The following is a 20,330-nucleotide window of genomic DNA, read 5'->3' as shown; positions in this document are numbered from 1 at the left end:
CAATGCGAACCATTCTTGTTCTCTAACGCATCCCGCATGCGCCCGGAGTAATGCCGTTGTCGTCCGCCCATCCTGTCGAATCGCTGTATCAGGCCCACCACAGCTGGCTCACCGGCTGGCTGCGGCGCAAACTCGGCTGCCCGGACAGCGCCGCCGATCTGGCTCAGGACACCTTCATCCGGGTGCTGACCGCCCGCGAGCCGCCGGTGATCATCGAGCCGCGCGCATTCCTCACCACCCTGGCCAAGCGTGTGCTGTTCAATCATTACCGCCGCCAGGATCTGGAGCGCGCCTACCTCGACACCCTCGCGCAGATGCCGGAAATGGTTGCGCCTTCGGAAGAAGAGAAAGCCATCATCCTGCAAACCCTGATGGAGCTGGATCAGTTGCTCGACGGTCTGCCGCGCGCCGTCAAACGCGCATTTCTGCTGGCGCAGGTCGATGGCCTGACGTATCCGCAGATCGCCGCCGAACTGGGCATTTCCGTGGCCACGGTCAAACGTCATCTGAATAAAGCGGCGATGCGCTGCTACTTCGCCCTGTGAATCCGCCGATGGATTTTTCCGCGCAGGTCGCCGAACAGGCGGTGCACTGGTTGCTGGAAATGCAGCAGGGCCAACTGAGCCCGCGCCAGCAACAAGCCTGGCAACATTGGATCGACGCCCACAGCGAACATCGCCGTGCGTGGGATCACATTCAGCGGGTCAATTCGCGGTTGCGCGGGTTGTCGTCGCCACTGGCCCACGCCGCGTTGAATGCGCCGAAGTCCGGCAGCCGTCGTCAGGCGCTGAAGTTGTTGCTGATTTTCGGCGCCGGCTCGGCAGTCACCTGGGGGATGCGCGAGCACAATCCGTTGCCATCGCTGCTGGCCGATTACCGCAGCCCGGTTGGTCAACGCCGCAAAATATCGCTTGGCGCCGGCGGCCAGTTGCAGCTCAACACCGCGAGTGCGGCGGATGTCCGGGGCGACGGCTTGATCCGTCTGCTCGAAGGCGAAATGTTGCTAACCGCTACTCAATCCTTCGAAATAAAAACCGCCCAAGGCGTGCTGAAAACCCAGGGCGCACGAATAAACGTGCGGCAGTTTGCCGACCGCACGCAGATCGCACTGTTTGAAGGTCGGGTCGAGTTGAATGCCCAAGGTCGCGCGCCGATGTTGCTGCCGGTCGCCCGACAACTGAGTTTCAGCGCCACCTCCATCAGTGACGCCAAACCGTTGGACGCCAACAGCGGTGCCTGGGCCGACGGCATGCTGGTGGCGGCGCACATGCGTCTTGGCGACTTCCTTGATGAAGTGGGTCGCTATCGTCGCGGGCAGCTCAATTGCCATGCGAAAGTCGCTGATTTGCTGATCTCAGGGACTTATCCACTGGACGACAGCGAGCGGATTCTCGATCTGCTGGAAATCAGCCTGCCGGTGAAAGTGAAGCGTTTTACTCGCTATTGGGTGACGGTCGAAGCTAAAGCCTGATCGTTCCCACGCTCCGCGTGGGAATGCAGCCCCGGACGCTCCGCGTCCCCTGCAAAAATAAATGAGCCGTTTTTCAGATCTGGCGTGACAGAGAAGGAAAGCCCCCTTGATTCAACCTTCTCAGGACCGTCCCCCATGCAACCCACCCGCCTCACGCCGCTGGCCCGAACCCTGCGCAACCTCGTCCTCGGCGCCAGCCTGAGCTTCAGCGCCCTGCCCCATGCGCTGGCTGCCGAAACCAAGGCTTACCACATCGCCCCGTCGTCGCTGGAAAACGCCCTCAACCAGTTCGGCCGTGAAGCCGGTGTGCTGATTTCGTTCGGCTCGCAGGTTACCAGTGGTGTGCAAAGCCGTGGCCTCGAAGGCAGTTACACAGCGGAGCAAGGTCTGAATGCACTGCTCGAAGGCACTGGTCTGCAAGCTCGCGCCGAAGGTGGAAATGCCTTCAGCCTGCAACCGTCGAACGACAACGCACTGGAGCTGGACACCTCGAAAGTGGTCGGCGACTGGTTGGGTGAGGCCGCACAGGTCAACGTCTTCGAACATCCCGGTGCCCGTGACGTGATCCGCCGCGAAGAGTTCGAACGCCAGGGCGCGACCCAGGCCCGCGATGTGCTCAACCGCATTCCCGGCGTCAACGCCCCGGAAAACAACGGCACCGGCAGCCACGACATGGCGCTGAACTTCGGCATTCGCGGTCTCAACCCGCGCCTGGCCGCACGTTCGACAGTGTTGATGGACGGCATTCCCGTGCCGTTCGCGCCTTACGGTCAGCCGCAGTTGTCGTTCGCGCCGATCAGCATGGGCAACATGGATGCGGTCGACGTGGTGCGTGGCGGCGGTGCCGTGCGTTACGGCCCGCAGAACGTCGGCGGCGTGGTCAACTTCGTGACCCGGGCGATTCCGGACGAGCCGACCGTCAAGGGCGGCTTCCAGACTGAAACCAGTCCTTCTTCCAGCCATGACGGTTTCAAGACCAGCGCCAACCTGCTGGCCGGCGGCACCAATGCCAATGGTCTGGGCGGCGCGTTGCTGTATTCCGGCACTCGCGGTGGCGACTGGCGTGAGCACAGCGACACGGAAATCGACGACCTGATCCTCAAGGGCAAATACCAGCTCGACGAGGCCAACAGTTTCAACGCCATGGCCCAGTATTACGAAGGCAAGGCCGACATGCCCGGCGGCCTGAATGTCGCCGACTACGATGCCGACCCGTATCAGTCGACCCGGCCGAAGGACCAGTTCTGGGGCCGTCGCACGATGTTCAATTTCGGCTATCGCTATCAGGAAGATCGCCGCGAGTTCACCGCCAACACCTTCTTCACCAAGACCCTGCGCAGCGGTTATCTGGATCAGGGCACGTTCCTGTCGCTGTCACCGCGCGAATATTGGGTTCGCGGTCTGGAAACCCGCTTCGCCCAGGGCTTCGACCTCGGCGCCACCAGCCATGAAGTCGGCGTCGGCTATCGCTATATCAATGAAGCCGGCCACGAATTGCGCTATCGCACGCCGATCGCCAGCAATGAATATCCGACCACCAACAGCCGCAATGACCGCGACACTCGCGGCGGCACCGAAGCGAATGCGTTCTTCGTTGATGACCGGATCGACATCGGCAAGTGGACGATCACCCCGGGCGTGCGCTACGAGATGATCGAGTCGCAGCAGACCAACAACCTGACCAACGTCAAATACAAGGGCGACTACAACACCGCGCTGCCGGCGTTGAACGTGCTGTATCACCTGACCGACAGCTGGAATCTGTATGCCAACACCGAAGGTTCCTTCGGCAGCGTGCAATACAGTCAGATGCCCAACCGCGTCAGCAGCGGCGAAGTGAAACCGGAGAAGGCCCGCACCTGGGAGGTCGGCACCCGCTACGACAACGGTGCACTGCGAGCGGAGATCGGCGCGTTCCTGATCAACTTCGACAACCAGTACGAAAGCAACCAGACCAACGACTCGGTGATCGCCCGTGGCGAAACCCGGCATCAGGGCATCGAGACCAGCGTCAATTACGCGCTGGATGACTTGAGCCCGGCGCTGGCCGGCTTCGACGTCTACGCCACTTACGCTTATGTTGACGCGACCATCCGCGAAGACGGGCCGAACAAGGGCAATCGTGTGCCGTTCTCGTCGAAACACAAAGGCACGATCGGCGTCGGTTACACCGACGGGCCGTGGAAGCTGAACCTGGACAGCAGCTTCCAGAGCGACCAGTTCGCCGACAACGCCAACACCTCGAAAGAAAGCGCTGATGGCAGCACCGGCAAGATCCCGGGCTACATGCTGTTCAGCAGCCGTGCCGGTTATGACTTCGGCCCGCAGCTGTCGGACCTGAACGTCGCGGTGGGGGTGAAGAACATCTTCAACACCCAGTACTTCACCCGTTCGTTCGATGACAACAACAAGGGCAAGTATGTCGGTGAACCGCGCACGATATACGTGCAGACCTCCGTAGCTTTCTGACCCCTGCTGAAAACAGAAAGGGCCTGCAATTGCAGGCCCTTTCTCATTGGGTGGCTTGGAAAATCAGCGTATCAACTGTTGATCGCTGCCTGTTCGTTCTCGTCAAACTCTTCCGCCAATAGCTTGTCATTGGCTTTGCTTGTGAATGGCACCACAGCGGCTCGCGGTTTGCCGCGCAGTTTGCCAAACAGGTGCTCCAGCGCGTGCTCCAGTTTTTCGGCTGCACCATCGATCGCCTGTTCCAGCGAATCGGCTTTGTGGGTGACGGAAATCGGTTGATGGCCTTTCGGCCGCGCTTCCAGTTGGCAGCGCAAGTCATGGGGACCCGGCTTTTCACCGTTCTCGTCGCTCAGATGGACTTCGACACGGGTCAGGTCTTCCTCATAACGGTCGAGCGTGCTCTCAATTGTGGTGCGTACCCACTCCTCCAGTCGTTTGCTGCTTTGAATATGGTTGTCGCTGTTGACTTGGATTTGCATAGTTCATCCCTTATTTCAGCTAGCTCGCAAGAGGCCTGGAACAGGATTTCGTGACCTCTTGATTACAACAATCGGCCCGCCGGACGAACATTTCAACCCCTTAAAAAAGATAAATATTCATACGCAAAAAAAGCCGGACAACCGAGTAAAGCGCTGGTAAGGTCGGGAGTTGGGTCGCCCCGCCACCCCGAAAAATCTGCTCACAATTGGCCATCACCCAACGGGTGCAGGCTGCGGAAAATCCCCGCCTCTTCCACCAGCCAGTCATGCACCGCCCGCACGCCCGGATGGCTCAACGCCCCCGGCGCATAGAGCAATACATAGCGTTTGTGATTGGGCACCGAAATCCCGAACGGCACGATCAACGTCCCCCGCTCCAGCTCGTCATTGAGCAACGTTCGCCGGGCAATCGCCACGCCCATGCCGGCAATCGCCGCTTCGATGGTCAGGTGGTTGCGATTGAACGTGTGCCCGCGCCGCACATCGGCGCCCTCGAAACCGATGGCATTCAGATAAAACTCCCACTCCGCGTATTCATAGCTGCCGCGCCAGGCGGTGATGTCGTGCAACAGCGGGAAATGCACCAGATCCGCCGGCCCGTGCAGCGGCGGGCGTCCGCGCAACAGGTTCGGCGCGCACACCGGGAAAATCTGCTCGTCGAGCAAGGCTGTGGATAACAGTCCCGGATAGCTGCCGTCGTTCAGGTCGATGGCCAGGTCGAAATCCCCCTCATGCAACGGCACGCTGCTGTCCTCGGCCACCAACCGCAACTGGATGTCCGGGTAACGCTGTTGCAGGCGCGGCAGGCGCGGGGTCAGCCACTTGCTGAGGAACGACGGAATCGAACGCACCCGCAGAATCCCGCTGATCATCCCCGCATCCAGCCGACGCAATTCCGCATCGATGCTGCCGTAAGCCTCGTTGACCGTGATCGCCAGTCGCTGCCCTTCCGCGCTCAGCTCCACACCGCGCGCGCGGCGGTGAAACAGGCGAAACCCCAGCCGCTCTTCCAGCTGTCGGATTTGCTGACTCACCGCCCCCGGCGTGATGTGCAGTTCTTCGGCACAACGGGTGAATGACAGGTGCCGCGCGGCACAGGAAAACACCTGCAGCCAGACGTAAGTCTGGGCATGCAATTGACGACTCATTGTTTAGTCCTGCTAAAGGCTTACTTAGGAAGTTTCGTTAGTCACGTTGAAGCGAGGGAGGCAGTATCGCCGACATTGCGCTTGTCCTACAAAAAATGGCAGCGATTCCTACTCCATTGCTTGTAAGGGTTTAGCATGGCTATCAGTGTTTTCGATCTATTCAAAGTCGGCATCGGCCCGTCCAGTTCCCACACCGTCGGCCCGATGCGCGCCGCCGCGACCTTCGCCCAGGCCCTGATCGAGCAGCATTTGCTGAACGATGTTCAGCGGGTGGAAATCCGTTTGTACGGTTCGCTTTCGGCCACCGGTGTCGGCCACGCCACTGACCGCGCGACGGTCATGGGCCTGATGGGCGAATGGCCGGACAGCATCGATCCGTCGACCATCGAGCCACGCATCCAGCAACTGCGCGAGACCGGCCAACTGTCCCTCGCCGGTGAACGCTCGATTGCCTTCAACTGGCAGCACGATCTCCTGCTGCTGGACGAGAGCCTGCCCTACCACCCAAACGCCATGTCGCTGACAGCCTTCGGAGCATCCGGCCAACTGTTCGAGCAAACGTACTACTCCGTCGGCGGCGGTTTCATCATCGAAGCGGCCGAAGCCGAATCGGGTGTGGCGCCGGCCGGTGACGTCGAGTTGCCTTACGAATTCTCCAGCGCCGTCGAACTGCTGGCGCTGTGCAAGCAGCACAACCTGCGGGTTTCCGAACTAATGATGGCCAACGAACGGGCCTGGCGCAGCGACGCCGAGATCCGCCAGGGCCTGCTGCATATCTGGTCGGTGATGCGCGAATGCGTCGAGCAAGGCCTGCGTCACGAAGGCGTCCTGCCCGGCGGTCTGAATGTGCCGCGTCGTGCGGCGAAACTGCACCGCAGCCTGCTGGAAATCGGCAAGCCGAACGTCATCAGTTCGACCCTGTCGGCGATGGAGTGGGTCAACCTGTTCGCCCTCGCCGTCAACGAAGAAAACGCCGCCGGCGGGCGCATGGTGACCGCGCCGACCAACGGTGCTGCCGGGATCATTCCGGCCGTCCTGCACTACTACATGAAATTCAATCCCGACGCGTCAGACGATGACGTGGTCGCGTTCTTCCTGGGTGCGGCAGCGGTCGGCATCCTGTGCAAGAAAAACGCCTCGATCTCCGGCGCCGAAGTGGGCTGCCAGGGCGAAGTCGGCTCCGCTTGTGCGATGGCCGCTGCGGGTCTGGCCGATGTGCTGGGCGCCACGCCTGAGCAACTGGAAAACGCCGCCGAAATCGGCCTGGAACACAACCTCGGCCTGACCTGCGACCCGGTCGGCGGGCTCGTGCAGGTGCCGTGCATCGAGCGCAACGCCATCGCTGCGGTGAAGGCAATCAACGCCACGCAAATGGCCCTGCGCGGCGACGGCAAACACTTCATTTCCCTCGACCGGGTGATCCGCACCATGCGCGATACCGGCGCCGACATGCATGACAAATACAAAGAGACTTCACGGGGCGGCTTGGCCGTGAGCTGGGTGGAGTGCTGAGGAGCGCTCCCTGACCGCCTGTAACACGTGAGCCCGAGCAAGAATAATAACGAGGCAAAAACGATGACCGATGTACGCACACCTGCTGCCGAAAATCCCGCTGTAGACCGCACACGCAATAACGAAACCGCCCACAAGGGCTGGAGCAAATTCGACACCACCTGGATGCTCGGCCTGTACGGCACGGCCATCGGTGCCGGCACCTTGTTTCTGCCGATCAACGCCGGTGTCGGCGGTTTCTGGCCGTTGCTGATCCTGGCGTTGCTGGCGTTCCCGATGACCTTCTTCGCGCACCGCGGCCTGACCCGCTTCGTGCTGTCGGGCCGTTCCGGTGACATCACCGAAGTGGTGGAAGAACACTTCGGCATCGGCGCCGGCAAACTGATCACGCTGCTGTATTTCTTCGCGATCTTCCCGATCCTGCTGGTGTACAGCGTGGCGCTGACCAACACCCTGAGCAGCTTCCTCGAACACCAGTTGCACATCGCCCCGCCGCCACGTGCGGTGCTGTCGCTGGCGCTGATCCTCGGCTTGATGGCCATCGTCCGCTGTGGTCAGAGCGTGATCGTCAAAGCCATGAGCGTGCTGGTCTATCCGTTCGTCGCCGCGCTGCTGTTGCTCGGTATCAGCCTTATCCCGAACTGGAACGGCGCATTCTTCGCCAGTGCTCAAGAACCGATGGAAATGTCGGTGTTCCTCAAGACCCTGTGGCTGGCGATCCCGGTGATGGTGTTCTCGTTCAACCATTCGCCGATCATTTCCGCGTTCGCCGTCGAGCAGAAACAACGCTACGGCGACCAGGCCGAACGCAAGAGCAGCGGCATCCTCGCCATGGCTCACGGCATGATGGTGGTGACGGTGATGTTCTTTTGCTTCAGTTGCGTGCTGGCGCTGTCGCCGGCGGATCTGGCAGCGGCCAAGGCGCAGAACATTTCGATCCTGTCGTACCTGGCCAACCACTTCCAGACCCCGGTCATCGCCTACGCCGCGCCGCTGATTGCGCTGGTGGCGATCACCAAATCCTTCCTCGGCCACTACATCGGCGCCAGCGAAGGCTTCCAGGGCATGATCGTCAAAAGCCTGCGCAGCCGTGGCCGGGTGATGTCGGCGAGCTGGCTGAACCGTGCGACTGCGCTGTTCATGATCCTCAGCTGCTGGGCCGTGGCAACCTTCAACCCGAGCATCCTCGGCATGATCGAAACCCTTGGCGGGCCGGTGATTGCCTGCCTGCTGTTCCTGATGCCGATGTACGCAATCCGCCGCGTGCCGGCCTTGCGCCAGTATTCGGGCCAGGTGTCCAACGTGTTCGTGGTGCTGATCGGCCTGATTGCACTGTCAGCGATCATCTACTCGGTTCTGCCCTGAAACGGGCCGCAAACGAAGAAGGCGAGCCATGGGCTCGCCTTCTTTTTGGCCGGTTTCATTGTTCGACAATATTCCCGGCATGTCCCTTGCTACATCGCTGAAGGAGACAGGACCACGGAAGGGCCGATGGTCAGGTTTGGCGAACCAACCCGATCAAGGCCGGTCAACAACTGCACGTTCAATCAGGCGGTGACGCATCATGGACAATCCTTTTCAGATCATTACCGATGCCTTCGCGCCGGACTATCAGATCAACCTGAGCATTCAGGGGCTCGACGGCAGCATCATGCTGACCCTCTCCAATGGCGGCCGGATCGTCGCCAAACGGATGATCAGCGCCGAACAGCGCAACGACCCCAAGCGCTTGAAGCGCCTGGTTCAGAGCATTCAATTCGGCATCGCCATCGAACAGGGCCACAGCGCCATGGCGATCCTCGATGCCATGACCCGCGGCGACGGAATCGCTCCACCACCGCGTCAGGCCAAACATCAGCCCCGGCCAACTGCCGGCCTTTAAAGTTCGCCCTTCTCCACTTCAGGATGTTCACTGGAACCCGTGCCGATCTTGCGGTGCGGGTTCTCGATTTTCACCGAAGGGAATTGCGACGAGGCGTAACGCACCACCAGGATCGAGAACGCCAGCAGCAGAATCCCGCCACACAGGTAGATGATGCCCATGTCCGGCGGATTGTGGTGCGAGACGTTGGAGATCAGCAGGCGCGTCAGTGCGGTGATCGCCACGTAGATCAGGAAGCGCACCGGCATGTGGTTGGTCTTGAAATAAATCCCGACCATCGCCCCCAGTTCCAGATAGATGAACAGCAACAGAATGTCATCGATCTTGATGTGCCCTTCCTCGAGCATCCCGAGAAACTCCATCACCGCCGCCCAGGCGGTTACTGCACCAATGGCGAACAGCGCCAGGTAGTGGAAGGTCTCGACGAACAGGTTGCCCAGGGACTCGGCCAGTTGGTGCACGTTTTGCCGCAGTTTCTCGGCCCAGTTGATTTTCACGATGAAGGTTCCTTAGCCCGGTTCGAGCGGATGTTGCTTGCTGGACGTGACGGTTATTGCGCACGTACGCAGATGCATGCAGAAAAGAGGCCACGCCATCATGGCGAGCCGCCGCGAAACCCGCGCCGTGGCGTTTGGTCGCACCTGTGCGCAGGCGTCGGGCTGACAAAATCCGAATCCGGTCTACATTGAAAAGCCACTACCCAAAGCGCAGGGATTCGCTTATCCTTTTCGCTGTATATAGATACAGTGGTCGCAAAGACAACTTAATGTGAAGGCATGTGAGGTGGTGAATGGCCGTCGAAGTGGTATACCGCAGCAGCCGAGATCTGGAGCGCTTGTTCATGGATAAAGCCGAAGCTGACCGTCATGACAAAATGCTCGAACTGGCCGAACTGTTGGCCGAAGTACTGGAAAAAGCCGTTCCTTCGTTGAGCGAGCAGCAAGTGGAAGAAGTCGGGATCTTCATGGCGAAGAACCGCGATGTGTTTGCCCGGGCGTTCAAGAGCCAGCCAGATGCCCTGTCGGAGCTGATCAACGCACCGGCGGCACCGGTTGTGGCAACCGAGCCGGCAGACGTGGCTGAACCGGTAGAAGCGCCAGCCAAACCTGCCAAGGCGGCGAAGGCTGCGAAGTAATCGGCACCTGAATTGGAGCCTCTGAATTGAATAGCCCCTGAGTTGAAAGACTCAGGGGCTTTTTCATGCCCGGACAAACCTCAGCGGTATAACACCTTCTCCGCCAACTCGTCCGCCACCCGCGCGGGTGATCGTTTTTCCGCCTGGGCGTGGGCGAAGACTTCTGTCAGGCGCGAACTGATCTTCGACAGGTGCGCAGTGATGGTCGTCAGTTCTTCGCCGCGATGCTTGAGGGAAACGTAGATCAGCCCGCCAGCATTGATCACGTAATCCGGCGCGTACAGGATGCCGCGCCGTTCCAGTTGATCGGCGACGTCCAGGTGCGTCAGCTGATTGTTGGCCGACCCCGCCACTGCCGAACAGCGCAACTGGGTGACCGAGTGACTGTTGAGCACCCCGCCCAGGCCACACGGCGCGAGGATGTCGCACGGCGTGCTGAGCAATGCGTCGTTGGCAATCGGATGGGCGTTGAGCTGTTCCATCGCCAGTTGCACCTTGCCGTGGTCGATGTCGCTGACCAACAGCTCGGCACCGGCAGCGTGCAGCTGTTCAGCGAGGGCATAACCGACGTTGCCCAGCCCCTGAATCGCCACGCGCAAGCCTTCGAGATTGTCGCTGCCCAGCCGCGCCATGGCCGTGGCGCGAATTCCGGTGAACACGCCCATCGCCGCATGCGGCGCGGGGTCGCCGGCCGAGGTGGTGCTGGTGACATGCTGGGTCTGCTGGGCGATGCAATCCATGTCCGCCACCGAAGTGCCGCTGTCGATGGCGGTGATGTAGCGCCCGTCGAGCTGATCGATGCAACGGCCGAAGGCTTCGAACAAGGCGCCACGATTTTCCACATGGGCCGGCCGCACGATCACGGCGACACCGCCGCCCTGGGCGAGGCCGGCCAGCGCGGCCTTGTAGCTCATGCCCTGGGCCAGGCGTATGGCGTCCTCGACCGCGGATTCGTCGTTCGGATAGGCAAGATAACGACACCCGCCCAGGGCTGGCCCCAGGCGACTGTTATGGATGGCAATGACCGCCTTCAATCCGGACACCGGATCAACGCTAAGGTGCAGCGATTCCAAGCGAGTGCTTTGCATGAGAGCGAACATCGGCAGGCTCCCGAATCACTTCTGGTAGACGCCAGTATAGGCTTGCGCCTGAAAATTGCTGAAGCGCACCGGAATAAGCGCCGCCACCGATCGGAGGGTTGTGGCATAACCCGATGGCAGAGCGGCCCGGTACTGGACGAATGGCAAAGACGGGGCTAAAACGAGGCATGCCCCGGAGATTTAGATGAGTCCGCGCCAACGTTTCTTCGACTGTCTGCACCGTTCACCGCCCGCGCTGTTCGAAGCCGCGTTGTGGATGGCCGCCGAACATGACAAACAAGCCGACCCCGAAGCGCTGTTGCAGGAATTCAAGGAACTGCAGCAGCGGGTCAGCTATGGCTTGCCGTTGCTGCCGGTCAGCGAGCTGGCGCAACCGCTGCTGCGGCGCATGACCGATCTGGGGTTTGCCCAGGATGATTTCGTACCGCTGCGCCCGCAGGCCGCGATGGTGCACAAAGTCATGCAGACCAAACGCGGCCAGCCGCTGGCGCTGGCACTGATCGCTCTGGAACTGGCCCGTGGCCTGGAGATTCCGCTGGTGGGCGTGAACTTTCCCGGGCATTTCCTGCTGAAGGTTCCCGGGGCCGATCACCTGCTCGATCCGTGCGGCGGACGGCGCCTGTATCCGAACGATTGCCGCGAACTGCTGCATCGCCAGTACGGCCACCAGATGAAACTCAACGCCGACCACCTGCTGACTGCCGAACCGGTGCAGATGCTTCAGCGCCTGTCACGCAACCTGCGCCAGCTGCACCTGACCCACGACGACTTCATCGCGGCGCTGATCGATGCCGAGCGCGTGCTCGAACTGGGCAACGCCAGCGCCGCCGACTATCTGGCTCGCGCCAGTCTGTACCAGCGCCTCGATTGCCCGAACGCCGAGCGTTTCGATCTGGAGCACGCGCTATTGCTCAGTGACGACCCGATTCAGCGACTTCGCCTGACGGAACGGCTGGGGCATCTGCCGCCGAACTCGGTTGTCCACTGAACAGGGCAGTGGCTGGCGAACGCACCTGAATGATCAGCAACGCCGCAATCACCGCCGGAATCGCACAGAAGAAGAAAATCTGCTCCACCGGAATGTGCATCGCCAACAACAGGCTGCCGAACAGCGGCCCGAGAATCGAGCCGAACCGCCCTACTCCCAATGCCCAGCCGGTGCCGGTGGCACGCACATGCGCCGGGTAGAAATTGCTGGCGAACGCGTTGAGCGTCAGTTGCCCGCCGATAATGCAGAACCCCGCCGCGAACACACAGGCCACCAGATAGCGCGGATTGTCGTGATTCAGGCCCAGCAGGATCGTGCACACCGCCGCGCCAGCCAGCACGCCGGACAACAGTCGCACCTTGCTTTTCAAACGATCGGCGAACCACGCCATGCAGATCGCCCCCAGCGTGCCGGCGAACAGGAACATCGACGTCACCAGGTTCGCTTCGTTGAGTTTCAGGCCACTTTCCAGCAGCAGCGACGGCAGCCAGCTGATCATGAAATACAGCAGGATCAGGCTGACGAAAAACGTCGACCAGATCAGCAAGGTCGGGCGTGCGTATCCGTTGCGGAACAACTCCACCACAGTCAGTTTGCTACCCTGCTCGCGTTCGTTCTGTTCGACCGATGCGGCCGGTGGCTGCCAATCTGGCAGCATTCGCGCGGTGACTTTGCGCAGGCGTGCATAGGGCGGCGCATCACGCAGCAGACGTGGCAAGGATTCCGGCAGCATCCACCAGAGAAACGGAAACAGCAGCAACGGCGTGACACCGCCAGCGAGGAACACCGCTTGCCAACCGAAACGGTCGATGAAACCCGCCGCGACAAAACCACCCGCCGCACCGCCGAACGAGAAGCCGCAGGCCGCCAGCGTCACCATCAACGTGCGCAGGCGCGGTGGTGAATATTCCGACATCAACGCCATGGCGCTGGGCATCGCGCCGCCCATGCCGATACCGCAGATGAAGCGCGCGATCATCAGGGTATTCAGGGAATCGGCGAACACCATCAGCACGGTGAGGCTGGCGTAGATCAGCACGCAGGCGAGCAGAATCCGTCGAACGCCGAAGCGGTCGGCCAGCGGCGTCACGGCGAGCGAGCCCAGCGTCAGGCCCAGCAAGTTGGCGCTGAACACCGGGCCGAACGCCGATTTCTCCAGGCCCCAGTCCTGCGCCAGGGCCGGCACCACGTAGCCAAGCACCTGGGCGTCATAGCCGTCGGTGACCAGCAGCAAGGCGAGAAGAATCAGGAGCAACCACTGAAAGCGGGACACAGGACGGGCGTCGAGTGCCGCCCGAAAGCTGGCAATCTGGTTGTGCATCGCAAGGTACCTGTTTTGTTTTTATGATTTTTTGCGGGTAACCGGAATGGCTCCCGTGCGCTGCACGGGAGCCATCAAATGCTACTTCGGGGTATCCGGCTGATTCGCCGGATGCGCCGCAATGAACGCCGGATGTTCAGCGGCCAACGCAGCCACCCGACGAATCCGTGGAAACGCCTCCAGCGAAACGTTGAAACGCTCGGCCGCGTACAGCTGCGGAATCAGGTACACGTCCGCCACACACGGCCACTCGCCGAAACAGAAGCCGCTGTCGCCGATCAACTGCTCCACCGTCGCCAATCCCTGACTGATCCAGTGAGCGATCCACTCGTTAACTTGCGGCTCGTCATGCCCCAACCCGCGCAAGCGGTTGAGCACACTGACGTTATGCAGCGGGTGCACATCGCAGCCGATCACCGCCGCCACGCCGCGCACCTGTGCACGGGCAACGAGGTCTTCGGGCAGCAGCGGCACCTGTGGATAACGTTCCTCCAGGTACTCGATGATCGCCGGCGACTGAATCAGCAACTTGTCGTCATCAGTGCGCAAGGCCGGCACCCGGCCCTGAGGATTGATCGCCAGATACGCCGGTTGCCGATGCTCGCCGCCGGGCGGTGCGATCAGGTTGACCGGCAGCGCCTGATAGTCGAGACCCTTGAGTGCCAGCGCGATCCGCACCCGGTACGACGAGGTGGAGCGGTAATAGGTATAGAGATCCATGAGCCGCTCCTGTCAGCGCGCCGCCAGCACGGTGCCACGGCATTCGCCGAAACCGATCGAGGCAAAACCTTCGCGGGCGCAGCGGGCGCGCAGGATGATTTCGTCGCCGTCTTCAAGGAATTTGCGCACTTCACCGGACGCCAGTTCGATCGGCTTTTTGCCACCCTCGGTGATTTCCAGCAGGCTGCCGAACTGGCCGTTTTCAGGGCCGGACAAGGTGCCCGAACCGAACAGGTCACCGGCCTGCAACTGGCAGCCGTTGACGCTGTGGTGCGCAACCATTTGCGCAACGGTCCAGTACATGTAGCGGGTGTTGCTCAGGGTCAGACGATGGGCCGGCAGATTCTGTTCGCGCATTTTCTCGGTGAGCAGCAGCACTTCCAGCTCGATGTCGAAACCACCACCCTCCTGATCGCGCTTGTCGAGCAGGTACGGCAGCGGCTGCGGATCACCTTGCGGACGCGCCGGTTGCGCGGTGCGGAACGGCGCCAGCGCTTCGGCGGTCACCACCCATGGCGAGACGCTGGTGATGAAGCTCTTGGACAGGAACGGGCCGAGCGGCTGGTATTCCCAGGCCTGGATGTCACGGGCCGACCAGTCGTTGAGCAGGCAGAAACCGGCGATGTGTTCAGCGGCGTCACCAATGGCGATCGGCTCGCCCATCTCGTTGCCCTGACCGATCCAGATCCCCAGTTCCAGCTCATAGTCCAGACGCGCGCACGGGCCGAAGGTCGGCTCGGTCGCACCGGCTGGCAAGGTCTGGCCTTTCGGGCGGCGCACGTCGGCACCGGAGGCGCGCACGGTGGAGGCACGACCGTGGTAGCCGATCGGTACGTGTTTGTAGTTCGGCAGCAGCGGGTTGTCCGGACGGAACAGTTTGCCAACGTTCTGCGCGTGCTCGATGCCGACGTAGAAGTCGGTGTAATCGCTGATGCGCGCCGGCAGGTGCAGCTGGCAATCGGCGGCCAGTGGCAGCAGTTTCGCGCCTTGGGCTTCGATGTTGCCGCGGTGAGTGCTGCCTTCGCTGAACAGTTCCAGCAGACGCTCGCGCAGGGCAACGCGGGCGTCGCGACCGAGCTCGAAGAAGGCGTTCAACTGACCGCCGCGCATGGCTTCGACCGCACTGCGCGCGACGCCGTCGAACAGCCCGGCCTCCAGCGCCACTTGCAGATCGAAGATGTGTTCGCCAATCGCCACGCCCGCGCGTGGTGCCGAGCCTTCGACGCTGAACACGCCCAGTGGCAGGTTCTGCAGCGGGAATTCGGTGTGGCCGTTGGCCGAAGCGACCCAACTGCGGGTGATGGAATTCTGAGTCATGGGTTATCTCCGGGTCGGGTCGAACGTGGCGGGCAGCGTGGCCCAGCAGGCGTCGTAAGTGGATTGCAGTTGCGGGCAGTCGAGGGCAAAGCGGCTTGGGCGCAGCACCTGGCTGGTCTCGAACATGAAGGCCATGGTGTTGTCGATCTTCGCCGGTTTGAGGTCCGCGTTGATGGCTTTGGTGCAGGTCTCGCCGTCCGGGCCGTGGGCGCTCATGCAGCTGTGCAGGGATGCACCGCCGGGCACGAAACCTTCAGCCTTGGCGTCGTATTCGCCCTGGATCAGGCCCATGAATTCGTTCATCAGGTTGCGGTGGAACCACGGCGGACGGAAGGTGTTCTCCGCCACCATCCAGCGCGGCGGGAAGATCACGAAGTCGAGGTTGGCCAGACCGTGGACGCTGGTCGGCGAGGTCAGCACGGTGAAGATCGACGGATCCGGGTGATCGAAACTGACGGTGCCGATGGTGTTGAAGCGGCGCAGGTCATATTTGTACGGCACGTTGTTGCCGTGCCAGGCGACCACGTTCAGCGGCGAGTGATTGAGTTCGGTGCCCCACAACTGGCCGAGGAATTTCTGCACCAGGGTGGTCGGTTGTTGCAGGTTTTCGTACGCGGCGACCGGGGTCAGGAAATCCCGTGGATTGGCCAGACCGTTGCTGCCGATCGGCCCCAGATCCGGCAGGCGCAATGGAGCGCCATGGTTTTCGGCGACGTAACCGCGTGCTTGCGGATCGAGCAATTCGACGCGGAATTTCAGGCCCCGTGGCAGCACGGCGATTTCCAGCGGCGCCACGTCCAGCACACCCAGTTCGGTGGCGATTCGCAGGCGCCCGAGTTGCGGCACCAGCAGCAGCTCGCCGTCGGCGTTGAAGAACACGCGCTCCATCGAACGGTTGGCGCAGTAGTGATAGATGCTGATGCCGGCCGGTTTTTCGCCGGCGGAATTGGCCGCCATGCTCACCAGACCGTCGATGAAATCGGTCGGTTCGGCCGGGATCTCCAGCGGGTTCCAGCGCAGGCGATTGGGGGTCACTTCACCCAACGGGCCGCCCGCCAGTTGCCGCTCGAGTTTGACGAATGCCGGGTGATTGGCCGACGGCTGGATCCGGTACATCCACGTACGCCGCGCTTCACTGCGGGTCATGGTGAACGCGGTGCCGGAGAACAGTTCGGTGTACAGACCGTAAGGGGCTTTCTGCGGGGAGTTCTGGCCGACGGGCAGTGCGCCGGGCAGTGCTTCGGAGCTGAATTCGTTACCGAAACCGGACTGGTAAGCCAGGGCTGAATCGAGGTTCATGGAGCCTCCTGAACAGGGAGTCGGCATGGCCGGACGCTCTGGATCAGAGGTCTTGGCACGCCGGGGTTATTTTTATCGTAATTCAATTACGCATAACGTAATTTGCTCGCTATCCAGCGTCAAGCTATAAAGACGGCCATTCGTTCCGGGACACGGCAGCACCATGGAAAAAACCAGCGACAGCAACGGCAAACAGAAAGTCCGCTCCGCCGAAGTCGGCACCGACATCCTCAAGGCCCTGGCCGAGTTGTCGCCGTCCACTTCGCTGTCGCGTCTGGCCGAACATGTGCAGATGCCCGCGAGCAAGGTTCACCGTTATCTGCAGGCTTTGATCGCCTCGGGTTTTGCCGAGCAGAACACCGCCACCAACCACTACGGTCTCGGCCGTGAAGCGCTGCGCGTGGGCCTGGCCGCTCTCAACAGTATGGACGTGCTAAAAGTCGCCGCCCTGCCGCTGGCCGAGTTGCGCGACGAACTCAACGAAACCTGTTTCCTCGCGGTATGGGGCAATCAGGGCGCGACCGTGGTGCACATCGAACCGGCGGTGCGCGCGGTGACGGTAGTGACGCAACTGGGCTCGGTATTACCGTTGCTCAGTTCCTCCACCGGCCTGGTCTTCGGCGCGTTCCTGCCGCATCGGGAAACCGATGAATTGCGCGAGCAGGAAATCGCCAGCGGCGGCCATCCGCTGGCAGACGAAAAAGCCTATGCGGCGTTGTGCGAACAGATCCGCGAACGCGGTCTGCATCATGTTCACGGCTTGCTGATGCCCGGCGTCGATGCCTTGTCGGCACCGGTGTTCAACGCTCTCGGGCAGGTCGCTGCGGTATTGACCATCGTCGGCCCGACCTCGCTGTTTCATGCCGACGAAAACGGCCCGGCGGCGCAGCGGTTGCTGGCGGCGACGCGGGCCGTGAGCTGGCGGATGGGGTTTGACGCCCGCTAGTCAGATGACTTCAGCCGGTTACAGCAACAACGTCTGGCTATCGCTGGCCGACTCTTCTTTCAGGATCTCCTCAAGCAGTTCCTGAAAACGCTCGTAGCCGAGACTCTGGCCAGTGGCCGAAGCCACCAGACCGACGACCGTGTTGGCGTCGCCCAGAAGCTGGATCAGGGTCTTCTGAGCCTTGGTCGCTTCTTTCCCTCCGGGAACCAGAGAGGCCAGGTCCAGCAACGCATCCTTGAAATGGTCGAACGCTGTTTCCCGATCTCCGTACTTGTAAGCCTGGGCACCCTCGAGAACATTCCTGGTGATCTGCACCGCTGAAAGCGCCAGCCCCACCGGTGGAATAACCATGCTGACCACCGTTGCAGCCAGAACTGACGTGTCATAAACCAGTTTCCCGATGATTTCACCAAGGCTGGTCGTTTGTGCGTCCACATCGGAAATAATCCGTTCTATGCGGGCGTTGTAACTCGCCCGCAACGACTGCACACGGCTGTTCATCTCAAGCACGGGCGGGCTTTCGGAGATGTTCTTGAACTCGATGTTATTGATGAAAGTCCCGATGATCGGCTGCTCGATGTATTTGACCCGTTCATAGAAATACTGGCCGAGAGCGTTTTCCCTGATCGACGCAAAGAGCTGATTCATCGGGCGGTAATGGATACCATCGGGTGCGTTGGGCGTGTAGAGAATCTCGGTGATTTTTCCGCCCTCTACCAATCTGAAAACGTAGACGCCTTCAATCAGGCAACGCTTCAAATGCAGTTTGAACACCGCACTGTATTGCACGTTGGTGACGGTTTCTCCATAAGGAGGAAACGATGGATCCGAGGCCTTGTCCAGCCCTGCGATCAAACGATTCAACTGTTCAGCCAACCCTGGGGACATCTCGCCGGAAAACTGGCTGGACAATACCGCCCGGTACATCTCGGCTTGCTGCGCTCTAAAATGTATTTCCCGCTTAAGCTCATAGTCTGGATGTTTATTGTTCAGATAAACCGAACGCAACATGGCAATGTACTTTTCTCCCGGGCGCAATGTTCGGGACCAGCTTGCCAATTGACGAATATCAAGATTGTGCAGCGTTGGATGACCTGCACTCACGCGAAAGCGCGGATAAATACCTGGCAGCTTGCCCTCCACTTCACGCACAGTGAACGGCGTCTCTTTGATAATGATCCGCGACAACGAAATTTCTTCACCCTGCTCCAGCTCGACAATAATCTCATCAGGATTGACTACGACGATTTCCCCGGATGCTTTCAGCAGGTCTTCTATTTTATTTTTTATGAGATCACGGCAAAAAGTCTCATAAGGAACAATGCCGGCTTCGCGAGCGTTGACGGTATAGAGGGCTTTCAACTCCGTGTTCAATCGAGCGTAACGCTGACGAAGATCGGCAGACGAGTTTCGATAGCCAACCGGCTGGACAAGACTCTCCTGGGCCAGGTCCCAGGACACTTGATAGAAAACCGCCTCTGCAAGAATCCCTTCGGGTGCCTCGGGCCATTCGTAGAAGTTTGCGCCTTTCCAGGCACTCGGAAGTTGCTGAAGCTGTTTCGCATACTTCGTCAATGCGCCCCTCTCCTGAGGATGCGCCTGGGACGTCAGATAGCTCACGCCCTCGTCAGTCCTGACCCAGCCGGCCACCTGAAACTCGAGCTCGCGAATATTGGGGAACGCGTACCAGTCCCGCCCGCCGGGCGAGCCTGGAGCGTACAAGGCGCAGGCGCCATAGGGATTGCTCTTTTGCTGGAAAGCCGTCAGGTCCCTGAAACCATATCGGTATCCCTTCAACACGAACGCCGATGCCGAAATGCTGCGGTCCCCCTGCAGGAAGCGCTCGACCATCTGCATGCTCGACTGATTGAGATGTCCCTGCAAAGTCGCCGAAAACGCGCTGAAAGCGATGCGGGTTGCAAAGGTACCCAACAATGCGATTTGCACACCGTAATCATCAAAGGATTTTCGAAGCGCTTCGAAGTAATCCGATCGGATATCGACCCCGGACAACCAGTTTTCCACGCGTGCTTGAGTCAAGCCTGAAGGAATCTGACCCTCGAACTTCATTTCAGACCGGTGGTTCTGATCATGCAGACCGAACAATGCCAGCTCCAGTAACGAACGCTTATCCTCTTGAACCAGCGTGCGACCAGCCATTTGAATGTTGAAGCGGGAAACGACACTGACACTTTCCGGATCAATTCGAGCACTCAATGCGCTGTTCGTCCATTCCTGAACACGTGCGGATGCATAGGTCTTCAAGGATGCCGACTTGCCCAGCAGTTGCCTGAGCTCCGCTTCCTGGCCAGCCATTTGCTGCATCAGGTATTCATACTTCTGTTGATTGTACGAGCTGGTGCCAGCGAGCCATTGCGGACGAACGCCGAGGGTATCTTTTAAATCGTTCATTGCGAGTTCCTTGCAGCATCAAAAACTAAATGACACAACGCCATTTATTCAATGCAACAAAACTAACGCTCAACAACCCCGACTAAAACAAGCGACCCGTTACTTCACATTTTGAATATTTAATAATTATC

Annotated in this window: 17 protein-coding genes and 1 pseudogene; 9 read left to right on the top strand and 9 right to left on the bottom strand. The window is 60.5% G+C overall.

Annotated elements, in window-relative coordinates; all coding sequences use genetic code 11:
- Positions 1-56: 56 nt before the first annotated feature.
- The 3 genes from PMI24_RS20465 (at position 57) to fecA (ending at position 3,940) form a co-directional block, all read left to right on the top strand.
- Positions 57-545 carry a sigma-70 family RNA polymerase sigma factor gene (locus PMI24_RS20465; RefSeq protein ID WP_007957265.1) on the top strand — a complete coding sequence of 163 codons (489 nt, stop codon included), beginning with the start codon at positions 57-59 and terminating at the stop codon, positions 543-545.
- A complete protein-coding gene (locus tag PMI24_RS20460; protein WP_045121826.1) occupies positions 542-1,471 on the top strand; it encodes a DUF4880 domain-containing protein in 930 nt (309 codons plus the stop codon). The genes PMI24_RS20465 and PMI24_RS20460 overlap by 4 nt, the downstream gene beginning before the upstream one ends.
- A 135-nt stretch (positions 1,472-1,606) precedes the next feature.
- Positions 1,607-3,940 (top strand): TonB-dependent Fe(3+) dicitrate receptor FecA, encoded by a 2,334-nt coding sequence (fecA, locus tag PMI24_RS20455; protein WP_007957263.1) that lies wholly within the window; start codon positions 1,607-1,609, stop codon positions 3,938-3,940.
- A gap of 71 nt (positions 3,941-4,011) precedes the next feature.
- On the opposite strand, the gene PMI24_RS20450 is transcribed toward fecA, so the two are convergent.
- Complete coding sequence (locus tag PMI24_RS20450; RefSeq protein WP_007957262.1) at positions 4,012-4,419, bottom strand: HPF/RaiA family ribosome-associated protein; 408 nt, start codon at positions 4,417-4,419, stop codon at positions 4,012-4,014.
- Positions 4,420-4,619: 200 nt separating this feature from the next.
- A complete protein-coding gene (locus PMI24_RS20445; protein WP_007957260.1) occupies positions 4,620-5,567 on the bottom strand; it encodes a LysR substrate-binding domain-containing protein in 948 nt (315 codons plus the stop codon).
- Positions 5,568-5,702: 135 nt separating this feature from the next.
- On the opposite strand from PMI24_RS20445, the gene PMI24_RS20440 reads away from it, so the two are divergent.
- The 3 genes from PMI24_RS20440 (at position 5,703) to PMI24_RS20430 (ending at position 8,961) form a co-directional block, all read left to right on the top strand.
- A complete protein-coding gene (locus PMI24_RS20440; protein ID WP_007957258.1) occupies positions 5,703-7,079 on the top strand; it encodes an L-serine ammonia-lyase in 1,377 nt (458 codons plus the stop codon).
- 63 nt (positions 7,080-7,142) lie between these two features.
- A complete protein-coding gene (locus PMI24_RS20435; RefSeq protein WP_007957257.1) occupies positions 7,143-8,444 on the top strand; it encodes an HAAAP family serine/threonine permease in 1,302 nt (433 codons plus the stop codon).
- Positions 8,445-8,643: 199 nt separating this feature from the next.
- Entirely contained in the window at positions 8,644-8,961 is a 318-nt protein-coding gene (locus PMI24_RS20430; RefSeq protein WP_007957256.1) for a DUF3509 domain-containing protein, read from the top strand.
- Here PMI24_RS20430 and PMI24_RS20425 read toward each other — a convergent pair.
- Positions 8,958-9,458, bottom strand: coding sequence for a phosphate-starvation-inducible protein PsiE (locus tag PMI24_RS20425; RefSeq protein WP_007957255.1), 501 nt, complete (start codon positions 9,456-9,458; stop codon positions 8,958-8,960). The genes PMI24_RS20430 and PMI24_RS20425 overlap by 4 nt on opposite strands.
- A 293-nt stretch (positions 9,459-9,751) precedes the next feature.
- Between PMI24_RS20425 and PMI24_RS20420 the strand changes: the two are divergent.
- Positions 9,752-10,009: pseudogene (locus PMI24_RS20420) on the top strand (YebG family protein); the annotation flags it as partial.
- Positions 10,010-10,176: 167 nt separating this feature from the next.
- Here PMI24_RS20420 and PMI24_RS20415 read toward each other — a convergent pair.
- Entirely contained in the window at positions 10,177-11,196 is a 1,020-nt protein-coding gene (locus PMI24_RS20415) for a Glu/Leu/Phe/Val dehydrogenase family protein (RefSeq protein ID WP_007957253.1), read from the bottom strand.
- Between the two features lie 184 nt (positions 11,197-11,380).
- On the opposite strand from PMI24_RS20415, the gene PMI24_RS20410 reads away from it, so the two are divergent.
- Positions 11,381-12,184: a SirB1 family protein gene (locus PMI24_RS20410; protein WP_007957252.1), complete on the top strand. Its 804-nt coding sequence runs from the start codon at positions 11,381-11,383 to the stop codon at positions 12,182-12,184.
- On the opposite strand, the gene PMI24_RS20405 is transcribed toward PMI24_RS20410, so the two are convergent.
- The 4 genes from PMI24_RS20405 to hmgA form a co-directional block, all read right to left on the bottom strand.
- Positions 12,108-13,505 carry an MFS transporter gene (locus PMI24_RS20405; RefSeq protein ID WP_007957251.1) on the bottom strand — a complete coding sequence of 466 codons (1,398 nt, stop codon included), beginning with the start codon at positions 13,503-13,505 and terminating at the stop codon, positions 12,108-12,110. The genes PMI24_RS20410 and PMI24_RS20405 overlap by 77 nt on opposite strands.
- A gap of 81 nt (positions 13,506-13,586) precedes the next feature.
- Positions 13,587-14,225 (bottom strand): maleylacetoacetate isomerase, encoded by a 639-nt coding sequence (gene maiA, locus PMI24_RS20400; protein ID WP_007957250.1) that lies wholly within the window; start codon positions 14,223-14,225, stop codon positions 13,587-13,589.
- Between the two features lie 12 nt (positions 14,226-14,237).
- Complete coding sequence (gene fahA, locus PMI24_RS20395) at positions 14,238-15,542, bottom strand: fumarylacetoacetase (RefSeq protein WP_007957249.1); 1,305 nt, start codon at positions 15,540-15,542, stop codon at positions 14,238-14,240.
- Positions 15,543-15,545: 3 nt separating this feature from the next.
- Positions 15,546-16,841: a homogentisate 1,2-dioxygenase gene (gene hmgA, locus PMI24_RS20390; RefSeq protein ID WP_007957248.1), complete on the bottom strand. Its 1,296-nt coding sequence runs from the start codon at positions 16,839-16,841 to the stop codon at positions 15,546-15,548.
- Positions 16,842-17,004: 163 nt separating this feature from the next.
- Between hmgA and PMI24_RS20385 the strand changes: the two genes are divergently transcribed.
- Positions 17,005-17,787 carry an IclR family transcriptional regulator gene (locus PMI24_RS20385; RefSeq protein ID WP_007957247.1) on the top strand — a complete coding sequence of 261 codons (783 nt, stop codon included), beginning with the start codon at positions 17,005-17,007 and terminating at the stop codon, positions 17,785-17,787.
- Positions 17,788-17,805: 18 nt separating this feature from the next.
- Here PMI24_RS20385 and PMI24_RS20380 read toward each other — a convergent pair whose 3' ends face one another.
- Positions 17,806-20,199: a dermonecrotic toxin domain-containing protein gene (locus tag PMI24_RS20380; RefSeq protein WP_007957246.1), complete on the bottom strand. Its 2,394-nt coding sequence runs from the start codon at positions 20,197-20,199 to the stop codon at positions 17,806-17,808.
- Positions 20,200-20,330: the final 131 nt, after the last annotated feature.

The organism is Pseudomonas sp. GM25, assembly GCF_000282255.1.
In the GTDB taxonomy this organism is placed as follows: Bacteria; Pseudomonadota; Gammaproteobacteria; order Pseudomonadales; family Pseudomonadaceae; genus Aquipseudomonas; species Aquipseudomonas aphyarum.
The sequence above is the reverse complement of the archived record's forward strand: the minus strand, read 5'-3'. Positions and strand labels throughout refer to the sequence as shown.

Bases quoted from the DNA above. Each gene is read 5' to 3' on its own strand.
- fecA (WP_007957263.1), top strand. From the start codon at position 1,607: ATGCAACCCACCCGCCTCACGCCGCTGGCCCGAACCCTGCGCAACCTC.
- PMI24_RS20450 (WP_007957262.1), bottom strand. From the start codon at position 4,419: ATGCAAATCCAAGTCAACAGCGACAACCATATTCAAAGCAGCAAACGA.
- PMI24_RS20445 (WP_007957260.1), bottom strand. From the start codon at position 5,567: ATGAGTCGTCAATTGCATGCCCAGACTTACGTCTGGCTGCAGGTGTTT.
- PMI24_RS20440 (WP_007957258.1), top strand. From the start codon at position 5,703: ATGGCTATCAGTGTTTTCGATCTATTCAAAGTCGGCATCGGCCCGTCC.
- PMI24_RS20435 (WP_007957257.1), top strand. From the start codon at position 7,143: ATGACCGATGTACGCACACCTGCTGCCGAAAATCCCGCTGTAGACCGC.
- PMI24_RS20430 (WP_007957256.1), top strand. From the start codon at position 8,644: ATGGACAATCCTTTTCAGATCATTACCGATGCCTTCGCGCCGGACTAT.
- PMI24_RS20415 (WP_007957253.1), bottom strand. From the start codon at position 11,196: ATGTTCGCTCTCATGCAAAGCACTCGCTTGGAATCGCTGCACCTTAGC.
- PMI24_RS20410 (WP_007957252.1), top strand. From the start codon at position 11,381: ATGAGTCCGCGCCAACGTTTCTTCGACTGTCTGCACCGTTCACCGCCC.
- PMI24_RS20405 (WP_007957251.1), bottom strand. From the start codon at position 13,505: ATGCACAACCAGATTGCCAGCTTTCGGGCGGCACTCGACGCCCGTCCT.
- maiA (WP_007957250.1), bottom strand. From the start codon at position 14,225: ATGGATCTCTATACCTATTACCGCTCCACCTCGTCGTACCGGGTGCGG.
- fahA (WP_007957249.1), bottom strand. From the start codon at position 15,542: ATGACTCAGAATTCCATCACCCGCAGTTGGGTCGCTTCGGCCAACGGC.
- hmgA (WP_007957248.1), bottom strand. From the start codon at position 16,841: ATGAACCTCGATTCAGCCCTGGCTTACCAGTCCGGTTTCGGTAACGAA.
- PMI24_RS20385 (WP_007957247.1), top strand. From the start codon at position 17,005: ATGGAAAAAACCAGCGACAGCAACGGCAAACAGAAAGTCCGCTCCGCC.
- PMI24_RS20380 (WP_007957246.1), bottom strand. From the start codon at position 20,199: ATGAACGATTTAAAAGATACCCTCGGCGTTCGTCCGCAATGGCTCGCT.